This window comes from Herbiconiux daphne (genome assembly GCF_024979295.1).
Lineage (GTDB): Bacteria > Actinomycetota > Actinomycetes > Actinomycetales > Microbacteriaceae > Herbiconiux > Herbiconiux daphnes.
This window is the reverse complement of the sequence record NZ_JANLCJ010000008.1, coordinates 60,902-85,432: the sequence shown is the minus strand read 5'-3', so window position 1 is coordinate 85,432 and position 24,531 is coordinate 60,902. Positions and strand designations below refer to the sequence as shown.

The 24,531-nt window shown below is 64.2% G+C and carries 24 protein-coding genes; 9 read left to right on the top strand and 15 right to left on the bottom strand.

Annotated elements, in window-relative coordinates; all coding sequences use genetic code 11:
• The first annotated feature begins 31 nt into the window (after positions 1-31).
• Together N1032_RS18480 and N1032_RS18475 are read left to right on the top strand one after the other, a co-directional pair.
• Positions 32-1,699: a bifunctional 3-(3-hydroxy-phenyl)propionate/3-hydroxycinnamic acid hydroxylase gene (locus N1032_RS18480; RefSeq protein ID WP_259540730.1), complete on the top strand. Its 1,668-nt coding sequence runs from the start codon at positions 32-34 to the stop codon at positions 1,697-1,699.
• The gene (locus tag N1032_RS18475) at positions 1,696-2,064 is read left to right on the top strand and encodes a nuclear transport factor 2 family protein (RefSeq protein ID WP_259540729.1); all 369 of its coding nucleotides are present in this window, start codon (positions 1,696-1,698) and stop codon (positions 2,062-2,064) included. Before N1032_RS18480 ends, N1032_RS18475 begins: the two co-directional genes overlap by 4 nt.
• A 218-nt stretch (positions 2,065-2,282) precedes the next feature.
• Here N1032_RS18475 and N1032_RS18470 read toward each other — a convergent pair whose 3' ends face one another.
• From N1032_RS18470 to N1032_RS18450, 5 genes are all read right to left on the bottom strand, one after another.
• On the bottom strand, positions 2,283-2,615 hold the full coding sequence (locus N1032_RS18470) for a DUF2218 domain-containing protein (RefSeq protein WP_259540727.1): 333 nt from the start codon (positions 2,613-2,615) through the stop codon (positions 2,283-2,285).
• A 114-nt stretch (positions 2,616-2,729) separates the two neighbouring features.
• Positions 2,730-3,590: an ATP-binding cassette domain-containing protein gene (locus N1032_RS18465; RefSeq protein ID WP_259540725.1), complete on the bottom strand. Its 861-nt coding sequence runs from the start codon at positions 3,588-3,590 to the stop codon at positions 2,730-2,732.
• Entirely contained in the window at positions 3,587-5,398 is a 1,812-nt protein-coding gene (locus tag N1032_RS18460) for a dipeptide/oligopeptide/nickel ABC transporter permease/ATP-binding protein (protein ID WP_259540721.1), read from the bottom strand. Before N1032_RS18460 ends, N1032_RS18465 begins: the two co-directional genes overlap by 4 nt.
• The gene (locus N1032_RS18455) at positions 5,395-6,336 is read right to left on the bottom strand and encodes an ABC transporter permease (RefSeq protein ID WP_259540718.1); all 942 of its coding nucleotides are present in this window, start codon (positions 6,334-6,336) and stop codon (positions 5,395-5,397) included. Before N1032_RS18455 ends, N1032_RS18460 begins: the two co-directional genes overlap by 4 nt.
• Positions 6,337-6,438: 102 nt before the next feature.
• Positions 6,439-7,956, bottom strand: coding sequence for an ABC transporter substrate-binding protein (locus N1032_RS18450; protein ID WP_259540716.1), 1,518 nt, complete (start codon positions 7,954-7,956; stop codon positions 6,439-6,441).
• A gap of 267 nt (positions 7,957-8,223) precedes the next feature.
• Here N1032_RS18450 and N1032_RS18445 point away from each other — a divergent pair, with 267 nt between their 5' ends.
• From N1032_RS18445 to N1032_RS18420, 6 genes are all read left to right on the top strand, one after another.
• Positions 8,224-8,835, top strand: a complete 612-nt coding sequence (locus N1032_RS18445) for a TetR/AcrR family transcriptional regulator (RefSeq protein WP_259540715.1) — start codon at positions 8,224-8,226, stop codon at positions 8,833-8,835.
• A gap of 116 nt (positions 8,836-8,951) precedes the next feature.
• Complete coding sequence (locus tag N1032_RS18440; RefSeq protein WP_259540714.1) at positions 8,952-10,721, top strand: glycoside hydrolase family 3 protein; 1,770 nt, start codon at positions 8,952-8,954, stop codon at positions 10,719-10,721.
• Between the two features lie 937 nt (positions 10,722-11,658).
• Positions 11,659-12,807, top strand: a complete 1,149-nt coding sequence (locus N1032_RS18435; RefSeq protein WP_259540710.1) for an FAD-dependent oxidoreductase — start codon at positions 11,659-11,661, stop codon at positions 12,805-12,807.
• A gap of 39 nt (positions 12,808-12,846) precedes the next feature.
• Positions 12,847-13,875: an amidohydrolase family protein gene (locus N1032_RS18430; protein WP_259540709.1), complete on the top strand. Its 1,029-nt coding sequence runs from the start codon at positions 12,847-12,849 to the stop codon at positions 13,873-13,875.
• Between the two features lie 54 nt (positions 13,876-13,929).
• On the top strand, positions 13,930-14,838 hold the full coding sequence (locus N1032_RS18425) for an ABC transporter substrate-binding protein (protein ID WP_259540708.1): 909 nt from the start codon (positions 13,930-13,932) through the stop codon (positions 14,836-14,838).
• Between the two features lies 1 nt (position 14,839).
• Positions 14,840-15,517: a 4-carboxy-4-hydroxy-2-oxoadipate aldolase/oxaloacetate decarboxylase gene (locus N1032_RS18420; protein WP_259540707.1), complete on the top strand. Its 678-nt coding sequence runs from the start codon at positions 14,840-14,842 to the stop codon at positions 15,515-15,517.
• A gap of 375 nt (positions 15,518-15,892) precedes the next feature.
• On the opposite strand, the gene N1032_RS28450 is transcribed toward N1032_RS18420, so the two are convergent.
• From N1032_RS28450 to pcaH, 10 genes are all read right to left on the bottom strand, one after another.
• On the bottom strand, positions 15,893-16,060 hold the full coding sequence (locus N1032_RS28450) for a hypothetical protein (RefSeq protein ID WP_407933056.1): 168 nt from the start codon (positions 16,058-16,060) through the stop codon (positions 15,893-15,895).
• Between the two features lie 102 nt (positions 16,061-16,162).
• Complete coding sequence (locus N1032_RS18415; protein ID WP_259540706.1) at positions 16,163-16,774, bottom strand: substrate-binding domain-containing protein; 612 nt, start codon at positions 16,772-16,774, stop codon at positions 16,163-16,165.
• Positions 16,775-17,032: 258 nt separating this feature from the next.
• Complete coding sequence (locus tag N1032_RS18410; protein WP_259540705.1) at positions 17,033-18,202, bottom strand: thiolase family protein; 1,170 nt, start codon at positions 18,200-18,202, stop codon at positions 17,033-17,035.
• A 3-nt stretch (positions 18,203-18,205) separates the two neighbouring features.
• Positions 18,206-18,847 (bottom strand): 3-oxoacid CoA-transferase subunit B, encoded by a 642-nt coding sequence (locus tag N1032_RS18405; RefSeq protein ID WP_259540704.1) that lies wholly within the window; start codon positions 18,845-18,847, stop codon positions 18,206-18,208.
• Complete coding sequence (locus N1032_RS18400) at positions 18,844-19,581, bottom strand: 3-oxoacid CoA-transferase subunit A (protein ID WP_259540702.1); 738 nt, start codon at positions 19,579-19,581, stop codon at positions 18,844-18,846. Before N1032_RS18400 ends, N1032_RS18405 begins: the two co-directional genes overlap by 4 nt.
• Positions 19,578-19,991 (bottom strand): 4-carboxymuconolactone decarboxylase, encoded by a 414-nt coding sequence (pcaC, locus tag N1032_RS18395; RefSeq protein ID WP_259540701.1) that lies wholly within the window; start codon positions 19,989-19,991, stop codon positions 19,578-19,580. Before pcaC ends, N1032_RS18400 begins: the two co-directional genes overlap by 4 nt.
• A complete protein-coding gene (locus tag N1032_RS18390) occupies positions 19,988-20,785 on the bottom strand; it encodes an alpha/beta fold hydrolase (RefSeq protein ID WP_259540697.1) in 798 nt (265 codons plus the stop codon). Before N1032_RS18390 ends, pcaC begins: the two co-directional genes overlap by 4 nt.
• A complete protein-coding gene (locus N1032_RS18385) occupies positions 20,782-22,248 on the bottom strand; it encodes a lyase family protein (RefSeq protein ID WP_259540695.1) in 1,467 nt (488 codons plus the stop codon). Before N1032_RS18385 ends, N1032_RS18390 begins: the two co-directional genes overlap by 4 nt.
• A complete protein-coding gene (pcaG, locus tag N1032_RS18380; RefSeq protein ID WP_259540693.1) occupies positions 22,238-22,798 on the bottom strand; it encodes a protocatechuate 3,4-dioxygenase subunit alpha in 561 nt (186 codons plus the stop codon). Before pcaG ends, N1032_RS18385 begins: the two co-directional genes overlap by 11 nt.
• Before the next feature lie 2 nt (positions 22,799-22,800).
• Positions 22,801-23,610 (bottom strand): protocatechuate 3,4-dioxygenase subunit beta, encoded by an 810-nt coding sequence (gene pcaH / locus N1032_RS18375; RefSeq protein WP_259540691.1) that lies wholly within the window; start codon positions 23,608-23,610, stop codon positions 22,801-22,803.
• 100 nt (positions 23,611-23,710) lie between these two features.
• On the opposite strand from pcaH, the gene N1032_RS18370 reads away from it, so the two are divergent.
• Positions 23,711-24,478, top strand: a complete 768-nt coding sequence (locus N1032_RS18370) for an IclR family transcriptional regulator (protein WP_310795968.1) — start codon at positions 23,711-23,713, stop codon at positions 24,476-24,478.
• Positions 24,479-24,531: the final 53 nt, after the last annotated feature.

Genomic DNA, 24,531 nt, shown 5'->3' with positions numbered 1-24,531 from the left:
ACGACGTCGTGCGCAGGAAGATACGTGAACCATGTTCGATGAAGAACAGAACGTCGTCGATACCGACGTCCTCATAGTAGGGATGGGGCCGACTGGGATCGTTCTCGCGGCACTGCTCGGTCAGGCGGGCATTGATGTCGTCGTCGCTGACCGCCTGCCCGGCCTCTTCCCACTCCCCCGGGCAATCGGACTGGATAGCGAGGTGATGCGGGTGGCGCAGGAGCTGGGGATCGCCGAACAGCTGCAGCCCCATGTCATTCCGTACGCCCCCACCGAGTATCACGGCGTGGACGGCCAGATCATCAAGCGACTCGACTCCCCACCGCCGCCCCATCAGTTCGGCTGGCCGTCGATGTTCGCGTTCAACCAGCCGGTGTTCGAGGAAGTGCTCCGCGCTCGGGTTGCACAGCTGCCTTCGGTGCGAGTCCGTCTCGGCGCGACGGTCGACTCGGTGGGGCAGGACGATCAGTCGGTCTGGGCGGATGTGCACACTGACGACGGCGCGGCGCCGCTACGGTACCGCGGGCGCTACCTAGTGGCGTGCGACGGTGGTGCCAGCCGTATCCGCCAGGGGCTCGGGATCTCGATGACCGATCTGGGCTTCCATGAAGGCTTCTTGGTGGTCGACGCCGTCATCGATGAGCCCGCTCTCGCGAAGCTGCCGTCGTCGAACATTCAGTATTGCAACCCGAAGCGGCCATCGACGTACGTGGTGCTGCCCGATCGCCATCGGCGCTGGGAGATCTCTCTCGAGCCAGGCGAGCTCGCGCCCGGCCCTGTCTCGGACGATGAGGTCTGGCCTTATCTCGCGCGCTGGATCCAGCCAGGGGAGGCCAGGATCTGGCGATCGGCGTCATACGAGTTTCACGCGCTGATCGCTGACGACTGGCGGCAGAAGCGGATTCTCCTCGCCGGAGACGCCGCGCACATGACGCCGCCCTTCATGGCCCAGGGTCTGGCCCAAGGGGTGCGCGATGCGCGCAATTTGTCGTGGAAGCTGGTGGAAATCTTGCGCCAAAGAAGCGCCGCTGACTCATTGCTCGACAGCTACCAGGAAGAGCGGCGACCCCACGTCGTTTCAACTACGGAACGCACGATCGAGCTCGGACGCATCATCTGCGAGCGCGACGAGGACGCCGCGAGGCAGCGCGACCGAACGTTGGTCGGCTCCTCGGGTGCCGCGGTGCCCGTCACGATCAGAACATCCCTCCTACCCAACCTTTCGGGTGGTCTCATCGCCTCGTCGCCGGCTGCAGGAACCCGTTTCCCGCAGCCGCTGGTGCGTCGAGACGACCGGTGGGAGCGGCTCGACGACTACACAGGCGGGGGCTTCCGAGTGCTGGTCGACGCCACGATCAGCACGGCTGAGATGCTTGACTTGCAGCTCTCGGCCGACGCACTCGACGCTCGCGTGGTTCGGGTGCTCGGTGCGACAGGCGGTGCGGATGACGACAAGAACGCAGTCACGGAGCAGGACGATTTGCTCACCGCCTGGTTTGGCGAGCTGGGTCAGGCCCTCGTCGTCGTGCGCCCCGACCACTACGTCTACGGAACCGCCTCAAACGCAAACGAAGGCCGCGCGCTGATCAACGGCCTAGTGCAATCCCTCCGCCGAGCGCGCACGTCTGACAGCGCTCGGTGCACTCCATCGTCCTTCCCACACCGAACCCTCACCTCACCTCACCTGGAGTCGCCATGAATGACAAGCAGACCATCCTCGAGCTCGATCTCAAGCGTCGAGAGGCGATGATCAGCGCAGACGTCGAATCGTTGTCCCAGTTGCTCGGCGACGAACTCGTCTGGATACATGCCACGGGAAAGCTCGACGACAAGGGGACCGTGCTCAAGGCCATCGGCGAGGGCGCAACAGTGTACGAACGAATCACCGTGGAGGACGAAACGGTCCGCTTCTTCGAGGGCGTGGCCCTCGTGACCGGCATGGCTTCGATGACACTGGTGAGCCGCGGGGCCCGCAAAGAACTCGAGAACCGCTTCACCATCGTCTGGGCCCCAGCGGGTGACTCCTACCAGGCGGTCAACTGGCAATCCACAAGCCTCCGCTAAGGTCAGAGCGACAGTCATAGCGCCGGTATGAGTACCGAGAATGCGCGGCGATCCGAGTGCCTCGAGATTGAGTGCGATTTCGGGTCGCTGAGCAAGCAGCAGGGTGGTGGAGTGCATGTGCCGAGCGAGCTCAAGTTGACCAGAGCGCTCAGCATGGCGTCGCACAAACTGGGGCTCCGGTTCAGCGCCAATCCTTGCGCTATCAGACGGCCGTCGCGTCAGTCGCCCGTTTGTCGAGTGCCGGGCGTTCCATTCGAGCGATTCCATTGCACGACGAGACCATCTCGGCTACCGAAGCGGGCGAGATGACTGCCAACGACGAGTTCGAGATGCCCGATCGCCTCAGAAGAACCTTCCAGTGTGAGCAGCAGATCAGTGTCTTCTGCAACGACTGAAGCTCGCACTCCGGCGATAACCACCCATCCTGCGTGGATGTCATTGTCCCACTCGCCACCCTCGCGCCTACTGAGATGCTTGACCAACTGGCGACCATACCGATCGGGGCGAGCCGTCTCTACTCGCGCCTGACTCGTGAGGCGTTCTTCAGTCATGTAGTGACCTCCCACTGTCTAGAAATCAAACGCACGCCACATTGTGGCGTCCTCAGGGTGAGATCGGCGGCTGAGTGATTGTCCTGCACCATTATTCCAGCGGGGATACCCACGTCAGCTCTTCGACGCATGGGCCTTGCGGGCGTTGCGGCGCTCTGCCTGCCGCACCGGGTCGGATACGGGCGACGCTAAGAGAAGCCTCTGCGTGTACGGGTGTTTTGGATCTTGGGTCACCTGCTCGGCTTCTCCTTGTTCGACCAATTCGCCGCGATAGATGACTGCAACCCGGTGACTGATGTGGCGGACGACGTCGAGGTCGTGCGAGACGAAAAGGTAGGAGACTCCCGTGTCGAGTTGAATGGTGAGCAGAAGGTCGAGGATGCGAGCTTGAGTGGAGAGATCGAGCGCGCTCACCGGCTCATCGCAGACGATGAGCTTTGGGCGCAGTGCAAGGGCTCGGGCGATCGCCACGCGCTGGCGCTGTCCGCCGCTGAACTCGCGCGGAAGTCGGTCAATCGCGTCGCGGGGTAGCCCGACCTGTTCCAGCAACCCGGCAACCCGGCTGCGTGCAGCGTTGCGACTACCGCCGGCAATTCCAATCGGCTCGGCGAGGATGTCACCCACCGTCATCGAAGGGTTCAATGACGTATAGGGGTCTTGAAAGACGACCTGCAGGTCGCTGCTGAGCTGCTGGCGTTTCCGTCGGCTGGCATGCGAGATGTCCTGCCCGTCAAAACGGATGCTTCCCCGACTCACCGGCGCGAGGCCGAGGATGGCCCGACCGATCGTGGTCTTGCCAGAGCCGGATTCGCCGACGAGGCCGAGCGTCTCACCATGGCCGATCCAGAGATTGGCATCCTGTACGGCATGGAAGACCTCCTTGCCGAAGCCCTTCCTCGGGTAATCGACAGTTAAGCCGCTGACCTCGAGAAGGGGGCTCTCCGGGTTTGCGAGTGGCCCATTTGATGTGGTCATGCGGTTTCTCCCGCCGAGTCCGAGAGGAGCAACGTCCTCGGTGTCTTGCCTTCAAGCGTTGAGGCCAGAAGAGTGCGTGTGTAGTCCTCGCTAGGTCGGCTGAGGATCGTCACGACGTCTCCGCTTTCTACGATCCGCGAGTCCCGCATGACAACGACTCGATCGCACAGGTCGGCGACAACGCCGAAGTTATGCGTCACCATGAGAACGCCCATTCTTAACTCGGATTGAAGGGTGCGGAGCAGTTCGAGCACCTCCGCTTGCACGGTTACGTCCAGGGCGGTGGTGGGCTCATCTGCGATGAGCAGATCGGGTTCGCAGCTGACGGCGCCTGCAATGAGAACCCGCTGCGCCATGCCTCCTGATATCTCGTGGGGATATGCCGCGTAGGTGCGCCCTGGGTCTGGAATGCCCACAGTCGCGAGCAATTCCAGCGCGCGCTTCTTCGCGGCCGCTCTTGACAAGCCGAGTCGTTTCACCAGCGGACGGCTGAGCTGGTACCCGACTGTGAAGGCAGGGTCGAGATTGGACATGGGCTCTTGCGGGACGTAGGCGATACGGGTGCCGCGCAGCGGGTCCATCCGGCTTCGCGATACGGCGCCGCTGGTGCGACTGACCAGCTCGATCCCGTCGAAGACGATGTGGCCCTCAGCGATCGATGCCGTTTCGGGAAGTAGCCCGAGCACCGAGAACGCGGTCTGAGTTTTTCCGGAACCGGATTCACCGACAATGCCGACGACTTCGCCTCGATCAACGTGGAAACTGACGCCGTCGACTACTCGCTTTGTGGTGCCATCGGCCCTGGGATACTCGACGCTGAGGTCCCGGACGACGAGTAGGTGGTCTGTATCGGCCGCTGCTACAGAACCGGTCGGGACGAGCCCGGCTTCACTGTGCGGGATGTGCTTGATCGCTCTGCCCTTGGTTCTCGGTGTTATCTCGTCATCTTCGAGCGCGTCGCGGAGTGAATTGCCGAGCACAGCGAAGGCTGCGGTGACGAGAGTGATAGCCAGAGCGGGCCAGAGTAAGAACAACGGGCTCAGAAGGACGTTACGGAAGCCCTCATTCAGCATCATCCCCCAGGTTGGCGCACTTGAGTCGCCAAGGCCGAGGAATTCAAGTCCCGCCTGGATGCCGATTGCGATGCCAGCGATGATCGCCGCTTGAATCACGATGGGTGCGCGCACCACGTACAGTACGTGCCGACTAATGATGCGCGCGTCCGAAAGGCCCGAGACCCGAGCGGCGTCGACGTAGAGTTCGCCGCGGACCGAGATGACCGAAGTGCGAACGAGACGGAAGAAGCTCGGTCCCAGGAGCACCCCGAACAGCGCCATTGAAATCCACACGCTTGGGCCCAACGCGGCGCGGGCTGCGAGCAGCACGACGACGGCGGGTAATGACATAAGCATGTTGGTGATCCACGAAGTTCCTGCGTCGAACCAGCCGCCGTAGTATCCGGCGATGAGGCCGCTCGGTACGCCGGCCGCTAGAGCGACCACTGTTGCCAAGGCGGCGGCAGCGAAGGTCGACTGGCCTCCCCAGAGCAGGCGGGCAAGAACATCCCGGCCTGCGCTATCGGTGCCCAGCGGGTGGGCACCGCTGGGCCCAGCGAGCACGCTGGACAGGTCGGTAGCGTTGGGGTCGATCGGGGTGATGAAGCCTGCGAGGTAGCTGGCAGAGATCGCGACGATGAGGATCGCGAGAGCGGTGATGCCTACCGGATCGCGGAGCACCCGCCGAACGATCCGCGTGCGCGACCTTGGAGCGGGAAGAGACACCGGGCTGGCGATCGTCGCTTCGGTCATGAGATGCGTGCCTTCGGGTTCAGCCAGCCGACGAGCACGTCGATGGCGAGGTTAATGAGGATGACCATGATGACTGTGAAGACGACCACGCCAAGCACGACTGGAAGATCCCCCCGGGTCGTGGACTGCACGGCGAGGAATCCTATGCCGGGAAGCGAGAAGACCTGCTCGACGATAACCGTGCCGCCGAGGAGACCGACGAATTGCAGGGCGAGCACCGTCAGGCCGGGTGGCGACGCGGAACGCAGCACGTGCTTGAGCAGAATCTCCCGTTCGCCTAGTCCGCGGCTGCGCAGGGTTCTCACGTAGTCGCGGCGGAGGACGTCGATGATCGAGCTGCGAATCTGCTGCGCTGACGCGGCGACCGTCCCGACGACCAGCGCGGCGACCGGCAGAAAGAGTGACAGCGCCCAGGCAGCGGGGTCTTGTCCGAAGGGTACGAAGCCTGTTGCGGGGAATATCCTCGCCTGCAGCGCGAGCGTCGTGACGAGAACGATTGCCACGATGAATCCCGGGACTGCAGCGCCGAAGATCGCAAGACCCTGAGTGGCTCGGTCGACCAAGCCGCGCTTTGTGGCGGCGAGGAGGCCAAGGGTAACGGAGAGCACCACGGAGATGGTCATCACGAGAAACACGATCGACAGCGTTACAGGTAGGCGACCCATTATGGCCTGCGTAACGGGCTCGCTGGTGAACCAGGAACGGCCGAAGTCACCGGTGACCGCGTGGGTGAACCAGTTGACGAGCTGCTCAACGAGTGGACGGTCGAGGCCGAGCTCCTGTGCCTTGAGTGCAACCTGGCCGTCGGTGGCGTAATCGCCGAGCAACGTGCGTGCGATGTTTCCCCCGGTCGAGAAGATCAGCGTGAACGTCAGGGCCGAGATGACCACGAGAAGGATGGCGCCGGAGAGGATTCGGCGCCCAAGAAAAACGAGCATGGTGCTCCTGATTGATGGGTATTTCGGTCCGCCGCACGGGGGCTGAGAGAAGGAAAAGAGGGGCGGGGCTGGCACCGTGATGCCGGCCCCGCCCGGGGCCGGTTAGTCGACAGGCATGTAGTTGTAGATCGAGGGTGAACCCTGTTCGATCTGTGGGACGATCTTGACCTTGTCGTTGCCGTAGAGGAGCTGGTCGGTTCGGAAGAACGGCGCGAACCAGGCCTGGTCGACCACGTAGGCGTTGAGTTCCTTCGCCGCGGTATCAGCAGTCGCCGCATCACCGGTCTGTATCGTGGAGATCAGCTTATCGACGGTGTCGTTTTCGGATTTGAGGAGGTTGAACAGCGCGTCTGGGGCGATGACTTGGTTCACGTTCACCCAGGTGCTGGGCTGAAACAACGAGATCAACGTCAGGGGGTACTTGCCCGAGGTGAGCTCTGGGATGAAGTCGTTGATAGGCACCTCGAACACGTTGATCGTGATCCCGATCGCCGCCAGTTGCTCTTTGAGGACGGCAAGGAGGGCCGGGTCAAAGAGGCTGATCGTGGGAAAGTCCACACTGAAGCCATCGGCATAGCCGGCTTCAGCCATCAACGCTTTCGCCTTCTCCGGGTCGTATGGGTAGGACCCTTCGAGGCTCTCGTCATAGGCGGTCGAGGCCGGGTTGAACACTTGATCGGTAACCTCGCCCCGCCCATTCTGAATGCCGACAAGGATTGCCTCCTTATCGATCGCGTAGTTGATGGCTTGGCGCACACGGACGTCGGCAAGAGCAGGAACGATGGCTCCGTCGCGGTCGTTGATCAAGATTCCCTGCCAATCGAGCTGCTGGATCGCGGGGTTGAGGCCTGCCGCATCCGCCTGGTCCGCGGTCTTCGCATCAAGCACGGCGGTATCGACCTGTCCGCTCACGAGCGCGTTGTAACGCGCGGTCACGTCGGGAATCGGTTTGATGACGATCGTGTCGTAGTGCTGCAGCTCGCTATCCCAGTAGTCGTCACGCTTCACGAAGGTGTATTGCGAACCCGTGACCGTACGGCTCTTATCGAGAGTATAAGGACCCGAGCCGACCGGCGTCGTGGAGATCTCGTCGGTGCCAAGCGCCGCGGGGCTAGCCATGAGGCCGGCAGCGTTGCTCAGGTAGATGAGCAACGCTGGATCGGGTTCGCTGAGCGTGATGGTGATTGTGTCGTCATCGACCACGTCCACAGCCGAGACGTGCGCAAGAGTCGAACCCTGCGGACCGGTCCCGCTGCGGAAGTGGTCCAAGTTGGCCTTAGCCGCATCGGCGTCGAAAGCGGCTCCATCGCTGAATGTGACATCGTCGCGGAGGTCGACGGTGAGTACCGTGTTGTCCTGATTGTATTCCCACTGGGAGGCGAGCATTGGCTCCAGTTCGCCATCGGGAGACCGGCGGATCAGGCTGTCGTAGACGGCCTGGTAATACTGCATGTAATGGCCCTCCTGGGCCTGGCTCGGGTCATACGAAGTGGGCTCGGTGGTCTGCCCGATCGTAAGCGTCGTACCGGCGCTGCTCGAACCCACCGCGGTGCAGCCCGTCAGCGCGATCGCTGTGACGACACCGGCAACGAGGGCTGGTGCCAAATTTCGAAACTTCATTGTTTCCTCCGGAGAGATTCCAGTCGCCAACCGGTCCACAGCCTGGATGCTGAGGTGGTCAAGATCGCGTCACGCGGGTGCAAAGTCTGATGCGACACGTCTTCGAGGTTCGCCGTGATGCGCGATTTGCTCGGACGAGGGGACAGTATCACAAATCCAGACACGCGTGTCTGTTTTCATGTGAGACTGAGACCTGAACTATTTCTATGCGCGAGAAGCCACAATGGAGCGACGATGAGACCTCGAGATGTTGCAGGTGCGGTGGGCGTGGAACGCGAAGTGATCGGCGGAGGGTATGCCAAGGGCATCGCTCGCAAAGAAGAAATCATAGAAGCTGCGACGGCGTACTTCGGCCGCGTGGGTTTCCACAAAGCGACCATGATTCAAATCGCGGCGGATTGCGGCATATCTCGCGCCGGGCTGCTGCATCATTTCGGCTCGAAGGAAGAGCTGCTCGCGGCAGTGCTCGAAACCCGGGAGCGCGTGGATTACGCGCGTTTCCGTGCACACATCGAGATGAGCCCACCAGGTTTAGGCGTGCTGCGCAGCTTCGTCGCGGGTGCTCTCGAGAGCATGACCACCCCTGGTCTGGTTGGCCTATACGTCGTCTTGTCCGCAGAGGCTACCGACTCGGAGCATCCTGCCCATGACTACTTCGCGGCACGGTACGAACGGGTGCGCTCCGGAGTCACGATGGCACTCGAGCAGGCGAAGGAAGCGGGGTCGCTGCGGGACGACGTGAACATCGATGTGCTCGCCGCCGAGCTTCCAGCGCTCATGGACGGCCTCCAAGTGCAGTGGCTACTTGCGCCACACAAGATCGATATGGCCGCCGTCATGCGTGGGCGTCTGCAGCAGATTCTGACCGTTCCGCTTTAGGCTCCGAGCCGTGGCGAAAAACCGACACTCCTGTCTGTTTTGGTGTTAGGGTCGTCACAGCCCTCTGCCGGCACTTCCGGCCGGTCACCAAATCCTGGACGAAGGAGTCTCGAGCCATGCCTCGTACGATCGATTACCCCTGGCAGGACGCACTGCTGAGCCCGGAGCAGCGGGCGGATGACCTTGTCGCCCGGCTGGACCTGGCAGACAAGGCTGGGCAGCTGTTCCACCAAATTACGGCGGTCGCGGATATCCACGAAGCACACCCGGTCTTCGAGTTCCCCTCGCTAGCGTCGATGATTACAACTCGGAGGATGACCCACTTCAACCTCTCGGGGGCCGCTCCGACCGGTCGCGAATTCGCCGCTTGGCATAACGCCGTCCAAGAGTTCGCAGCACGCACCGGCGCGGGCATCCCGGTCACGTTCTCGACCGACCCGAGACATGCCTTCACGGACAACCCAGGCACAGCAATGATCGCTGGCCCCTTTTCGCAATGGCCTGAGACACTCGGCCTCGCGGCGACGCGGGACGAAGAGCTCGTTGGCCGATTTGCTGACATCGCCCGCCGGGAGTATCTGGCGGTCGGCATCCGAACTGCTTTGCACCCGCAGGTCGACCTTGCCACGGAACCGCGTTGGTCACGCGGTTCCGCAACCTTCGGGGAAGACGCTGAACTGACCATGCGGTTGACGCGGGCGTATATTCGGGGTTTCCAGGGCGATGTCTTCGGAGCGGCGTCCGTTTCGACGATGACGAAACATTTTCCAGGCGCCGGGCCGCAGAAGGATGGCGATGACGCGCACTTCGCCTACGGTCGCGAGCAGGTCTACCCAGGCGGCATGTTCAAGCACCACCTTGAGCCCTTCGGTGCGGCGATCGACGCGGGAACACGCCAGATGATGCCGTATTACGGAATGCCGGTCGGCACCGAGTATGAGGAAGTCGGCTTCGCGTTCAATAAGACGATCATCACGTCGCTGCTGCGCGAGCAGCTCGGCTTTGAGGGAGTCGTCTGCACCGACTGGGGCTTGATTACGGACGCCGTCATTTTTGGCCACCCGTTTCCGGCACGAGCCTGGGGCGTCGAGCACCTCAGCCGTGAGGAGCGGATGCTGAGGCTGCTGGAGGCTGGTGTGGACCAATTCGGTGGGGAGTTGTGCACAGAGATCCTGCTTTCACTTGTCGCCGACGGCCGAGTCGCTGAGTCCCGTCTCGATGTCAGCGTGCGCCGCCTGCTCATCGAGAAGTTCGCCCTGGGTCTGTTCGATGCACCGTTCGTCGACGTTAATGATGCTGTGATCGTGGGCAGTGAAGAATTTCGTGCTGCTGGCTACGCCGCGCAGCAGGCCTCAGTGACCGTGTTGCGCGACCGACCCGTAGGAAATGAAGTGTCGACCCTGCCACTGAAACGGGGCATCCGTCTGTACGTGGAAGGATTGGCGCCCGAGTCCGTCGCCGCATATGCGGAGCTCGTCAAGGATCCGTCAGAGGCCGATGCCGCGATCCTCAGGTTGAGCGCGCCCTATGAGACCCGAGGCGAAGGCTTCGAATCCTTCTTCCACAACGGATCCCTAGACTTCGCGCCCGAAACCGTGAAACACGTCGAGACTGTTGCTCGATCCTTGCCAACGATCGTTGACGTGTACCTCGACCGTCCAGCAATCTTGGCACCCATCGACGCGGTCGCTTCGGGACTCGTTGCCACCTACGGCTGTGCCGATTCGGCCCTGCTTGACGTGCTCTTCGGTGCGGCGCCCACGCGGGCGCAGCTGCCATTCGACCTGCCCCGCTCGATGGCAGCGATCGAAACAAGCCGCGAGGATGTACCCTTCGACACCGAAAACCCCCTCTATCGATTCGGGCACGGCATCGCGCTCAACTAGGACGCGTCTCCGACCCTTCAGGTGGTCGTGCGCAGGCTGGCGATCGTACCGCCTCCGACTGTCACCTGTCGCCTGTCGCCTGATTCTCATCGGGAGCGGTTTGCATCGCCGTGGGGTGGGCACCCCATCGGTGACATCGGCTCGTGGACCGGGCGATCGGCTCTGCCCCGCACGCCGCCGATGCCGTTCGCGGCGACCAAGCACTGCAAGGAAGGAGGCGGCGCCGGCACAATTCGACGCGGCCAACTGCTGGGGCTGGAGCGCCATGGAACGGGCCTCCTACGACTCCAACAACGGCGCAACCAGGCGACCCGCGACCGCAGCGCGGAGCACGGTGAGTAGGAGAACGAAAAACTACGGGATTCGGTACATTATGTGCACAATTGCGACCTCGTGCACGGAAGGGAGGCTCTTGCATAACTTCTTTGGTCGCAATAGCCTCTTGTCGAGGAGAATGCACGTGGCCGTCGCCGTGGGCGATATCGATCGTCCAGCCAACTCCCTAAAGCTCAACAACACAGGAGAAGACGATGGCGTCTAAAGGACTGGCAATCAGCGGTCGTCTCGGGGTAGGACCGCCGGTTGCGTTGCTTTCCGCGCAGGCAAGGGTTAGGTGCGTTCGACGGGGACGATGAAGATGCATGAGGTGCACTCCACTGGCCTATCAGCGATGTCGAGTTTGTCTTGCTTCTCGACTAGCCGAGCGAACCCCTACTTCGAGCCCCTCCCCCGGCGTCCGGGAGCCATAAGTTATGCCCGTGGCCGACCTTCTGAGCTCGGCGACGAAGTGCCCAAGTCAGCCAAGGGTCCAGCCCTTCCGACCGCAGCGTGACTCAAGCCGAGTAACTCTGACTAACCGAACCTCGACACGACCGACCTATAGAACGGTTCCGGTCAAATAGTTTTATTCCAACCCCTCCGAGCATTGGAGATCCTGATGACAGACCCTAAAGACAACGCAAGTGCAGAAGTCTCCGTCACCGTGATTGGGGCCGGGATCGGCGGAGTCGCTTGCGCGGCGATCCTTCACCGTGCGGGTTTCACGGTGGACCTATACGACCAGGCTCTCGCCTTCGGCGAGGTTGGCGGGACGATCACCATCGATTCATTCTCACTAGGCGTTCTCCAATCGTGGGGCCTGGCTGACGGAGTTCGTCAATACGCGTCGGATTGCAGCAGCATTGAGCTGAGAAAAATGTCTGGTGAATTTGTCAGACATTCGAAATTTCCGGGCCTCAGTGATTTGGGAATCGACGTAGAGGGCCGAGAGGGATACCGCGAGCTTTTCGGAATCCAACGATCCGACTTGCATGCTGAACTCTTGAAACACATCCCCGCTGAGCGCACCCACACCGGGATGCGACTGAGCCACGTTGTGGACCGTGGAGATCGTGCGGAAGCACACTTTGACAGCGGTGAAGTCGTCATTTCATCGGCACTGGTCGGCGCCGACGGCATCCGCTCGACGGTTCGAAGGCTGTTCTCAGACGTCAAGGCGAAACCGGCCGATGCCACTATCTGTCGGGGCATTGTGCCGGTAAATGTGCTGCCACCTGGCTGGCCAAACGACCGGATGCGCCGATGGGAGCATGTCAGGCCCGACGGCTCTTCCACGAACGCTCTGTTTGCGCCTACTCGCGGGGGAGGCCACGTAGGCGTTGACACGTCTCTGTACCAAGGCGATCTATTGGAAGATTTGGGCGATGCCCCTGTGCCCGTAGAACGAATCCTCGCGACCTACCCGGCAGACACCGACCCTGTAGTTCTGAATGCTATGCGCATCGGAATGGTCAACACGCGAGCATATCGCCTTTTCGATCTTCCGCCGATTGATGAGTGGAGCGGTGACAGCGTCACTCTACTTGGGGATGCAGCGCACGCGATGAGGCCTCTACTAGGGCAGGGGGCCAACCAGGCCATCCAGGATGCGGACGAGCTCGCGCGTTGTCTGTCGAGACAAGAGAATGTCACTGCGGCACTACGAGCTTACGAAACGGTGAGGAAACCCTTTACTCAGGCGCTGGCGCGGGCGGCACGGAATGTGAGCCCCGAATATAACCGCCACCTGACCGGTACAACCATCTAGCACGCCTTAGCGGCTGCTGCGTATCAGAGGGGTCTTCTCTTGCCCGGGTTAGCTATCGATTGCCATGGCCACTTCACGACCGAGCCACCAGAATTTGAAGCCTTCAGATCGGCTCAACTAGCTTTCGCCGACCGGCGAGGTAAGCGGCTACCTACGGCCCCTACGGTCGGCGATTCGGCGTTGGCTCAGATTGTGTCTGAAAACCAGTTACGGCTCCAACAGGAGCGTGGTTTGGACTTCACACTGCTTTCACCGCGCGCATCCGCGATGGGTCATCACGTTGCAAACCTAGATTTGGCGCTTGGTTGGGCGAGATTCTCCAACGATACTGTCCTGCGGATTGCTCAGCTCTTCCCCCGAAATTTTGCGGCAGTCTGTCAGCTACCACAAACGGTCATGGGAGGAATCGAACCGCTCGTCAATGAGCTTCGACGCTGTGTGGAGGCGGGCGCCGTCGGATGCAACATCAATCCCGATCCCTCGGGCGGGCGTTGGGTGACGCGGCCGCTTCATGACCCGTGGTGGGATCCCTTATGGGAGGCAATGATTGAGCTGTCAGTGCCCGGAATGATCCACGCTTCAGCTTCTTGCGATCCTGCAGTCCACACAACAGGAGCCCACTACATTGCTGCCGACACCATCGCATTTATGCAGCTTGTCGAGGGTGACCTGTTCGAGCGATACGAAGCGCTCATGCTTGTCATTCCGCATGGTGGAGGCGCGGCGCCCTTTCACTGGGGTCGCTACCGAGGGCTTGCTTTGATGCTCGGCAAGCCGCCGCTCGATCTCCATGTAATGCGCAACGTGTCATTTGATACATGCGTATATCACCAGGCAGGAATCGACTTGCTCGTGAGAATAGTCGACCCCGGGAGCCTGCTATTTGGATCCGAGCAGCTAGGGGCTGTTCGTGGCCCGGACCCCGAGACAGGTCAGGAGTTCGATGACACCAAGCGCTACATCGATGCGGCTGACCTCGAGGAGCATGCTCGGCACAAGATCCTCGAGGGCAACGCACGCCGCGTATACCCGAGGCTCGATGCCCTGCTTTCAGGACAAGGACGCTGAGGTGCGGATTACTCGATCACGCCCAGCAACTACGACGAACGGATTGAGAGAGAGATGACCGGCACCACGACAATCAAAATGGCTGGCGGCGCCCAGGGCTTCAACTGGCTCCCGGTGTTCATAGCCGTGGAGCAGGGAATGCTCAGTGACCGACGTGTCGAGATCGAATTTCTGCGCTTAGGAAGCGTTGAGAAGGCCACGCAAGCCGTCCAGTCTGGCACTGCGGATCTGGCAATCACTCCGCCAGAGGGAGCAATCGCGAATTATGTTGCCGGTGGCGATTTGCGCATTATCGCGGCGAACTCACTTCGCCTGCCGATGTCACTGGTTGCAAGCAAAGGTGTCGGAAATGTGGCAAATCTGCGCGGCAAACGAATTGGAACGTCATCGCTGACTGAAGGCACCGCGGTCTACGTCCGTGAGATGCTTCAACGTGATGGGCTGACCTATCCGGCCGACTATGAGTTTGTGCTTTCAGGAATTCACACGACCCGGTGGACGGCGCTGCGACAAGGCGAGATCGACTGTGCTCCTCAACCAGCCCCCTGGAATTTCCTTGCGGAACGCGAAGGCTTTGATCTCATCGCGGAGGTGTCCGACGTCATACCCGAGGTGTTGTTCGCCGCCCTCGTCGGTGCCGACAACTGGCTGCGCGCCAACACCGATTCCGTCAGGCGCCTAGTAGCCGCGCTCAGAGATGCGCACGAGTTCATCAACGACCCGCAGAACGATCGGATCACGCTTCCAGTCTACGAGCGCATAACCACCCCCGGTGACGCCGACTTGGCAAAGAGGGGGTTCGACTACACGCGCGCTCTAGGAATGTGGCCCACACGATTGGTGGTGCCCGACGCCGCGCTGAGGACATCCGTCGACCTGATGGTAAGGGCAAACCTCTTGAACTCCGATCAAGTCGCCATGACAGGCGGAGTGTTTGATCCCCAGTACGTAGGTGTCGCCTGACATGGCCCGTGTGGGCACGGGGGTCGTGCGGGCACCTGAGGACATCTGTACAGGGCTGGCGCAATTGGGTGTAGCCACAGTTCACGAGGCGCAGGGCCGAACCGGGCTTCTTGCAGGTCGAATTCGTCCCCGTCAAGAGGGTCCAGCTATAGCCGGCACTGCACTCACATGCTCGGTGCCGCCCGGGGACAACTGGATGATTCACGTAGCGATTGAGCAGGCCGTCCCCGGTGACATTTTGATCGTGTCTCCGATCTCGCCGTGTGATGACGGCTACTTCGGTGATCTACTGGCGACATCTGCGGCGGCACATGGCATTGTCGGACTAATCATCGACGCGGGCGTCCGAGACGTAGCTCAACTCCGCGTAATGAACTTCCCTGTTTGGAGTAAGACTGTGAGTGCACAAGGAACGGTCAAGGAGACTCTTTCCGATGTTCAACTCCCCTTGGTTTGCGCAGGGGTCGCTATTGTTCCAGGCGACGTCCTCGTCGCAGATGACGACGGTGTGTGCGTGGTACCGAGATTGGATGCTGAGAGGGTGCTGGCGGCAGGGAGGCAGCGGGCCATGATGGAGGAAGAGAAGCGTTTACTCTACGCCGAAGGTCATCTTAGCCTTGATGTCAATTTGATGCGTTCGCGGCTAACCGCGAAGGGTCTGGTTTACGACGAGCGATAATTTTCCATACCGGGTGCGATAGTCGGGCGGCTCGACTCTCATCGCCGCCAACGTACCTTCATGGCTTCGACGCCTTCACTTTTACTTGGGCCAGAGATGAAGCAGGTACGGCGTCACTCGACGAACGAGGTGAAACCCCGACTGCCTGACGAAAGCCAGCTCACCGACCCTCCTCGCCGCCCGGCAATACACCAGCACGCACTCGAGTTCCTCCGCTTCCTCCACACGCGGAACACAGCGATCAAGGACTGCAGCCAGCACGACATCGACGCCTGGCTCGCCGGCGGAACCGCCACCCGCTCACTTGCCCGCGGCTTCTTCCGCTGGGCCATCAAGAACGGCCTCAGGCTAGCACCACTGCCATCGGCGTCGACTTCAATCGCTCTGCGATCGCTGCAGGGGGGTAAAGCCCCCGAGGGGAGGAAGGGAATATAGGCCACTTGCTGCGCGGCGAGCTGATCGACTAGATCGTATGTTCTGCACGGACACCATCGGGGCGATGGACAGTGCCACTTCGACCTCGTTGTTGGTGGCGTTGCTGATGCCGAGGTGCCGAATCAGTCCCTGCTGCTGCAGGTCGGCGAGGGCTTGCCCACGCCCACCTCGCCTACGACTGGTCTGAAGGAGTATGGCCGCGGCACACGATCACGCAGAGCTGCGCGCAACTACCTCCAAGTATTCACCCTCCAAGGTCGGTCTCTCATTTCCCAGAAGTATTGAAAGCGCACCATCGGCCACCGCTCGACTCCACGCATCTACGTCTACTCGTACAGTGGTGAGATTTATCCGGGCAGCAGGGATATCGTCGACGCCAATAACGGATAGGTCAACGCCGGGGCGTAGACCGCGCTCGTAGAGACACTCCAGGATCATGAGCGCTATTTCATCGTTGTGTGCGCAGACCGCAGTGACGCTGCTGCCTGGGGCCGTCCAACGATCGACCGCTCGCGCAACAGTGGTCGGCTGACGCGGATCGATTTTCTCCACAGAAAGGTCCGGAAGTGCGAAAGCAGAAGCAGCGCGGGCCGCGCCACCGTGGCGTTCTCGTGCCACTAGCTCCACGGCACTGGCCACGCTGTAGGCGTATCCAAGCGTTCGGTGACCCTTTGCGGTGAGATATTCGACTTGCAGGCTCCCGGCCTGCTCGTGGGAGATGAAGCCGTTTGTTCTTAGGAGCCTTGTGTGTGTGCCACGGATGGCTCGCTCGTCCGGCCCGGTCATGCCACCCATTACAACGACGAGTTCGGGGCTGACCATGCCCCACAGCTCTGCAATAGTTCTAAGAGACTCATCGAGACGGTGAGCTAGGAGCACATATCCGTGCGCGGCCAGAGCAATGTCCAGATGGTTGGCACAATTCCTCAGGCTGCCATGTAGACGTCTGACCGGTGATTGACCCGAAAGATTACTATCGCCGTAGCCTAGGTTTCTCTTTGAGGTCGGTCCCGCGAGTCGGGCTGCGCCCAACACCGCCTGTACTCGGCCGTGACGCGGATGGGACACCCAAGCTACGATTTAGCGCTCGAGCACCACGGCCAGGCCCTGGCCGACTCCGATGCAGATGGCGACGACTACGACGCCGCCGCCGCGTCGGGCGAGCTCGTGGGCGGCGTGCCCGATGATGCGGCCTCCCGAGGCGCCGAGCGGATGCCCGATGGCGAGTGCCCCGCCATGGATGTTGAGTCGCTCGGGGTCGAGCTCGGGCCAGCCCTTGAGACAGGCCAGGGACTGAGAAGCGAAGGCCTCGTTGAGCTCGACGAAGTCGACGTCCGCCCAGCGACGGCCGGCGCGAGCGAGGGCTTTGTTTGCGGCTTCGATGGGGGCGATCGGGAAGTCCTGCGGATCGACCCCGTGGGCGGCGCGGCCTGCGATGCGCGCGAGCGGATCACCATCGAGGGCGCCTTCGGCGGCCACGAGCACGGCGGAGGCGCCGTCGTTGATGGAGGAGGAGTTGCCGGCGGTGACACTCCCGTCGGCGGCGAACAGCGCCTTGAGCGCGGCCAGCTTCTCGACGGTGCTGTTGTCGCGGATACCCTCGTCTCGCACGAGTGGCGCTCCGGGAACCTGCACAGTCTCGCTGTCGTAGATTCCGGATGCCCAGGCCTGGGCGGCGAGGCGGTGCGAACGCACCGAGAATTCATCCTGCTCTTCGCGGCCGATACCCCAGGTGCGGGCGATGTGCTCAGCCGACTCTCCGTTGCTCACGGCCCACTCCCGCGGCAGCGCCGGGTTGATCATGCGCCAGCCGATCGAGGTGTTCCAGAGGGTCGGATTGCCCGACGCAGGCCAGCCCTTCGGCGACTTCTCCATGACATAGGGGGCCCGGCTCATCGACTCGACTCCGCCGGCCAGCACGATGTCGGCGTCGCCCGCCTCAATGGCGCGGGAGCCCTGGATGACGGCGTCGAGGGATGAGGCGCAGAGCCGGTTGATGGTGGTTCCGGTGACGGTGGTCGGGAAACCGGCGAGCAGGGCGCCGAAGCGGGCGATATTGCGGTTGTCCTCCCCTGCCTGGTTGGCGTCGCCGAACACCACGTCGTCGATGCGGGCCGGTTCGAGTCCGGTGCGCTCAACGATCGAAGCCATCACCAGGGCGGCCAGGTCGTCGGGACGCACGCCGGCGAGTGCGCCGCCGGCGCGGCCGAAAGGGGTGCGTACAGCGTCGTGGATGAAACTCGCGGTCATGAGTCAGTCCTTATTCCGTAGGTCGAGGCGGATGAGCTGCTCGAGTTGATCGATGGTGGTGCCTCCGAAGAGTTCGCGCACTCGGAAGCCGTCGCCGGTCACGTCGAAGACGGCACGGTCGGTGTAGACGCGGGAGACGCATCCCACTCCGGTGAGCGGATAGACGCACTCGGCCACCAACTTCGACTCACCCGATTTGGTGAGCAGGTCGGTCATCACGAACACGTCCTTGGCGCCGATGGCGAGGTCCATGGCGCCGCCGACAGCCGGGATGGCGCCGGGGGCGCCGGTGGACCAGTTGGCGAGATCGCCGGTGGCGCTCACTTGGAAGGCGCCGAGTACGCAGATGTCGAGGTGGCCGCCGCGCATCATGCCGAAGGAGTCGGCGTGATGGAAGTACGCCGCTCCGGCAAGGGCGGTGACGGGCTGTTTGCCGGCGTTGATGAGGTCGGGATCGATCAGCCCGGCGTCGGGTGCCGGACCCATGCCGAGCAGGCCGTTCTCGGTGTGCAGGATGATCTCGAGATCGGCCAGCAGGTAGTTCGCCACGAGCGTCGGCGCGCCGATGCCGAGGTTGACGTACGCGCCCTCGGGGATGTCGGCGGCGATGCGCGCGGCGAGCTCCTCGCGGCTGATGCGGGTCACGAGCGCACCTGGCACGAGCGGCCCTCGATGTCGACGCCGCCGACGAAGGCGCCACCCTGAACCCACGGCCGGCTGCCCACAGGCACCACCCGATTCACGAAGATGCCTGGAGTCACGACGGCCTCGGGGTCGAGCGCGCCGAGTTCGACCACCTCGTCGACCTGCACCACCGTGGTGCTGGCGGCGGCGGCCATGATAGGCCCGAAGTTGCGGGCGGTCTCGCGGTAGACGAGGTTGCCCCAACGGTCGCCGCGGTAGGCGGAGATGAGGGCGATGTCGGCGCGGATGGGGTATTCGAGCACATAGCGGCGGCCGTCGATGGTGCGCTCCTCCTTGCCCCCGGCGAGCTCGGTGCCGACGCCGGTGGGGCTGAAGAACGCGCCGATGCCGGCGCCGGCGGCCCGGATGCGCTCGGCGAGATTGCCCTGAGGCACGATCTCGAGCTCGATCTCGCCGGCCCGGTAGAGGCCGTCGAACACCCACGAGTCGTGCTGGCGGGGGAACGAGCAGATCATACGGCGCACCCGCCCCTTCGCCAGCAGCGCGGCCAGACCGGTGTCGCCGTTGCCGGCGTTGTTGCTGACGATCGTGAGGTCGCCGGCGCCCTGCTCGATGAGGGCGTCAATGAGCTCGACAGGCTGGCCGGCGCGGCCGAAGCCGCCGATCATCACGGTGGAGCCGTCTTCGATGCCGGCCACCGCAGCGGCGGTGCTGGGGAGGGTCTTGTCGATCACGGGGCGACGTCCTCGGGTTCGGCGAACACGGCGGTCGCTATGCGGAAGGCCGTGTTGGCAGCGGGCACGCCGGAGTAGACGGCCGATTGCAGGATGACCTCGCCGATCTCCTCGACAGTGAGGCCATTGCGGAGGGCAGCGTGGAGGTGCATCGCGAGCTCCTCCTGGTGTCCGTGGGCGATGAGGGAGGTCAGCACGGCCACCGAGCGTGAGCGGCGGTCGAGGCCAGGTCGCGACCAGACGTCGCCCCAGGCGGTGCGCGTGATGAAGTCCTGCCAGGCGGCAGTGAGGGGCGTGGTCGAGGCTGCGGCGCGGTCGACGTGCTTGTCGGACAGCACGGCGCGGCGCACGGCCATGCCCTGCTCCCACCGCTCGGCGTCGGTCAGACCGGTTCCGTCGGGTCGGGTCATGGGCTGGCTCCCTCGGGGTAGCGGGCGAAGAATTCCCGCAGCGCGTCAGCCGTGGTCTCGGGCTGCTCGGCGGGTGGGAGGTGGGCGGCGCCCTCGATCACGGCGGCTCGGCCGTCTGCGACGCCCTCGGCTATGTCGAGCGCCTTGGGCTCGGGGGCGACGGCGTCGTGGCGGCCCCAGAGGGCGAGCACCGGCGAGGTCACTTCCGCGAGTCGGTCGCGCACGTCGTAGGCGGCGAGGGCTTCGCAGCAGTAGGCGTAGGACTCGTCGTCGGCGTCCTGCAACGCGTGCAGCAGGCGGCCGGTGAGATCAGGATGCGCGGCCATCGACTCGGGCGCGAACCAGCGCTGCGCCGACGCGATGATGATGCTCGAGGTGCTCTCGGCGCGCACCTTTGCCGCGCGCTCCTGCCAACCGGCCGGGTCGCCCAGTTGCGCACCCGAGGCGACGATGGCAGCGGCACGCACGCGATCGCTGTGCCGGAGCAGCAGCTCGAGACCGGTCGCGCCGCCGAGCGACACGCCGGCGTAGAAGAAGGACTCGTCGCCGGCGCCCGCCTTCCCCACCGCGCCGACGACGGCGTCGGCGAGGTCGGCGACAGCGAACCCCTCGGTGGCCGCCGGCGACTGGCCGTGTCCGGGCAGGTCCCACGCCAATAAGCGGTAGTGCGCGGCGAGCGCTGGTGCGGTGGTCTCCCAGAGGATGGTCGACGTGCCGAGCGAAGGGCCGAGCACGAGCAGCGGCAGCCCTGCCGCTCCGCCGAGCTCGAGGGTTGCGAGGGTGGGAAGGGTCACGAGCGCGCCTCGTCGGTGGGGTGAGGGGCGGAAGGGCGCTCCCCAGCGGTAGCGCTATCGACGGTGGCCGTGGCATCGCCCGTGTAGTTCGCGGGGTCGAGTAGGGCGGGGATGTTGATGTCGGCGGCCTCGGGCAGCGCGGCGACAAGCGCGGCCAGATCGGCACCGGACGCGGCCTCCGCCACCAGGGTGGCCACACGTTCGGCGCCGATGAGGGGCGCCAGCACGATCGAGAGCCGTTCGGACAGGATGAGCCCGCGAGTGAGGTCGAGGTTGCGCGCCGCGGCGTCGCGATCGACGCGCAGGGCTGCGGTGAGCTGCGCGGCATGGGCGCTCGCGGCTAGGGTGAGCCGAAGCAGTTCGCGCAGGGTGGGCCACTCGGCGTGCCACGCTCCGGCGGGGCGCTCGTCTTCGGCCAGGGTCGCGCACAGGTGCATGGTTGCCGCAAGCTGCGGGGCGCGGAGGGCGGCCGCGCGGATGAGCACCGCCGCCACGGGGTTGCTCTTCTGCGGCATGGCCGACGATCCGCCGCCGACACCGGCCGAGAGCTCGGCGATCTCGGTGCGCGTGAGGGTGATGACGTCGCCGGCCAGCTTGCCCAGCGCATCCGTGGTCTGGGTGAGGGCGTCGGCCAGCTCGGTGACGGGCCAGCGGCTGGTGTGCCAGACCGCGCCGGCATCGTCGAGGCCGAGGGTCTCGGCGTAGCGGGCCGGCAGTTCGGTCGCGCCGGGCCCGCCGAGCGCGAGGAAGGAGGCCCGGGTGCCGGCGGCGGCGCCGAGCTGAACGGGCAGGGTAAGCTGCCGCAGCCGGGTGCGGGCACGGCGGATTCCGGTCAGCCACACGGTGGCGCGGAGTCCGACGGTGGTCGGCACCGCGTGCTGCGCGAGCGTGCGGCCGACCGCGACCACGTCACGATGCTCGGCGGCGAACGCGGAGAGGGAGGCTTCGGCAGTGCCCAGCTCAGAGAGCACGGCGTCGACGGCCTGGCGGGAGACGAGCATGATGGCGGTGTCGAGGATGTCCTGGCTGGTGGCACCGCGGTGTACCCAGGTGCGGTCCGCCGGCGGGACCGCCTGCTTGAGGCGCGACACGAGCGGGATGACCGGGTTACCCCCGTCGACCGCGGCCGCGGCGAGCCCTGCCACGTCGATCGCGAGCGAGCCGGCACCCCAGGGCGCCGCGTCCGGGCCTGGATGACCGACCTCAGCACCCGCGGTGTCTCCGTTCGCGGCACCATCTCTCTCGGCGTCGGTACCCGCATCCATACCCCAGGCCGTGGCGATCGCGTCGGCCGTCTCGACCTGCACGGCGCCGAGCAGAGACCACGCACGCACGAGGCCGAGCTCAGCGCGCACCAGAGCGGCGAGCACGGCCTCGTCGGAGACGAGCCCATCGTGCCCGACCGCCACCGGCGTCAGCAACCCGCGGTCGAAAGCGGGAGAGGCTACGGGTTCAGAAATCAAGGAAAACCGTCTCCCCCTCGCCCTGCAGGCGGATGTCGTGCTGGAGCGCGCCCGAGGGTGTGCGCGACGCGATCAGACTGGCCCGCTCGCCGGGCGAGAGCGAGGCGAGGAACGCGTCGTCGGCCAGCGCAGCCTCGTAGTCGGGCAGGTAGATGCGAGTGTGCAGCTTGTCGGGCAGCCCACGGGCGTACACGATGGCGGCGAAGAACGCTGCCCTGCCGGTCGCCGCGCCAGGCTCGAGGGTGAAGAACTCGTAGTGCCCGTCGTCGTTCGTGAATGCCCGCCCGAAGCCGGTGAACGTGTGGTCGTCGCGCCGGAACGCGCCCCGCTCCCGCGGCACCCGCCCGTCGGGGTCGGCTCCGAAGATCTCCACGAACGCATCCGGCACCGGCGCCCCGGCCCCGTCGTAGACCGTCCCGCCCAGCAGCGCGGCGCCGGGGGCGTAGGGGTCGACGACCTGATGCATCCGGTCGTAGGAGACGCCGTAGGCGAAGAACGGGCCGACCGTCTGCCCGGGTGTGGGCCGCAGGGTGCGTGCGGGAACTGCCATGGTCACTCGCTCTCGTTCTCGAACCAGGTGGCATCCGGCCCGTCGACCACAATGTCGAAGCGGTACCCGGTGGCCCACTCGGCCGAGGTGAGGTCGTGGTCGTAGACGCCGATCAGGCTCTCCCGGTCCTTCTGCCGCCAGATGGTGTTGAAGATTGGGTCGAGCGCGAACAGCGGGTCGCCCGGGAAGTACATCTGCGTCACCAGCCGCTGGGTGAAGGAGCTGCCGAACACCGAGAAGTGGATGTGCGCCGGCCGCCAGGCGTTCACGTGGTTCTTCCACGGGTAGGGGCCGGGCTTGATCGTGGTGAACGCATACTCCCCCGAGGAGTTCGTGATGGCCCGTCCCGCCCCGGTGAAGTTCGGGTCGAGAGGAGCCGGGTGCTGGTCGCGCTGGTGGATGTACCGCCCGGCCGAGTTCGCCTGCCAGATCTCGATCAGCTGATTCGCCACCGGGCGCCCCCACGAGTCGGTCAGCCGGCCGCGCACCGTCATCCGCTCCCCGAGCGGCACGCCCGCGTGCTGAATGGTGAGGTCGCTCTCCACCGCCGCCACATCGCGCTGCCCGAACGCCGGCGAGAGCAGCTCGATCGTCTCGGGGTCGACCAGCTTGAGATTCTTCGTGGGGTGCCGCAGCACGCTCGACCGGTAGGCCGGAAAGTCGTGCACGGTCAACCGGATGCGCTCCCCCGCCCGCTCCCGCCGCTCCAACTCGGCATGCAACGAGCCGATCTCGACGGTGATCTCGCGCTGCGAGGCCTGGTCGGGCGCGGCCAACAGGCTCTCCGGAGCCACGGCGGTCTGTGGGGTCACGGTGTCTCCTTCGACGCCTCGGAACTGGGACCCTCCATGGTGCGCCACCGCGACCATCGGATGCGCCTACTTCCTGATGAATGGGAACTATGCTCGGCGGGTGCCATCATGGAGCATGGCCAACTCCCCCACGGGCGACTCCGCGACCGACCGCCTGGTGCGCATCCTGGACACCTTCACGCCCACTCGCACCGTGCAGACCGCCACCGAGATCGGCCGTCGCTCCGGCCTGCCGAGCTCCACGGCGCACCGCATCGTGAACGAGCTCGTCGACACGGGCCTGCTCGAGCGGGACGAGGATCGCCGGGTGCGCATCGGCATGCGCCTATGGGAACTCTCCACCCGCTCCTCGCACGCGCTCCGGCTGCGCCAGGCTGCCATGCCGTTCATGGAGCGGGTGCAGTCGCGGGTGCGCGAGCACACCCAGCTCGCCATCCTGGAGCAGGACGAGGCCCTCTTCCTCGAACGCCTCAGCAGCCCCGACTCGGGCTCGAACATCACGCGTGTGGCAGGCCGGCTGCCGTTGCACGCCTCGAGCTCGGGCCTCGTGCTGCTCGCCTTCGGCCCGCCCGACCTGCAGGAGCGGGTGCTCTCGTCGAGACTCGCGCCTCTCACCCGGGCCACCCTCTCCGACCCCGAGTCGGTGCGCCGCAAGCTCGCCGAAGTGCGCCAACTCGGCCACGCCATCGCGCCCGGGTACATCGAGGAGGTCTCCATCGGAATCGCCGTGCCCGTGCGCGACGAGACCGGGCGGGTGATCGCCGCCCTCTCCGTGGTGCTGCCGCGCGACGCCGAGTCAGACTTCGCCGTGGTGGAGCTGCACCGGGCCGCCAACGACATCGCGCGGTCGCTGGGTTACCGGTCCTGAGGCCTTTCCGCGCGCGCTTCGATGTCCTCGCGGATTCCCGATCATCGGGAATC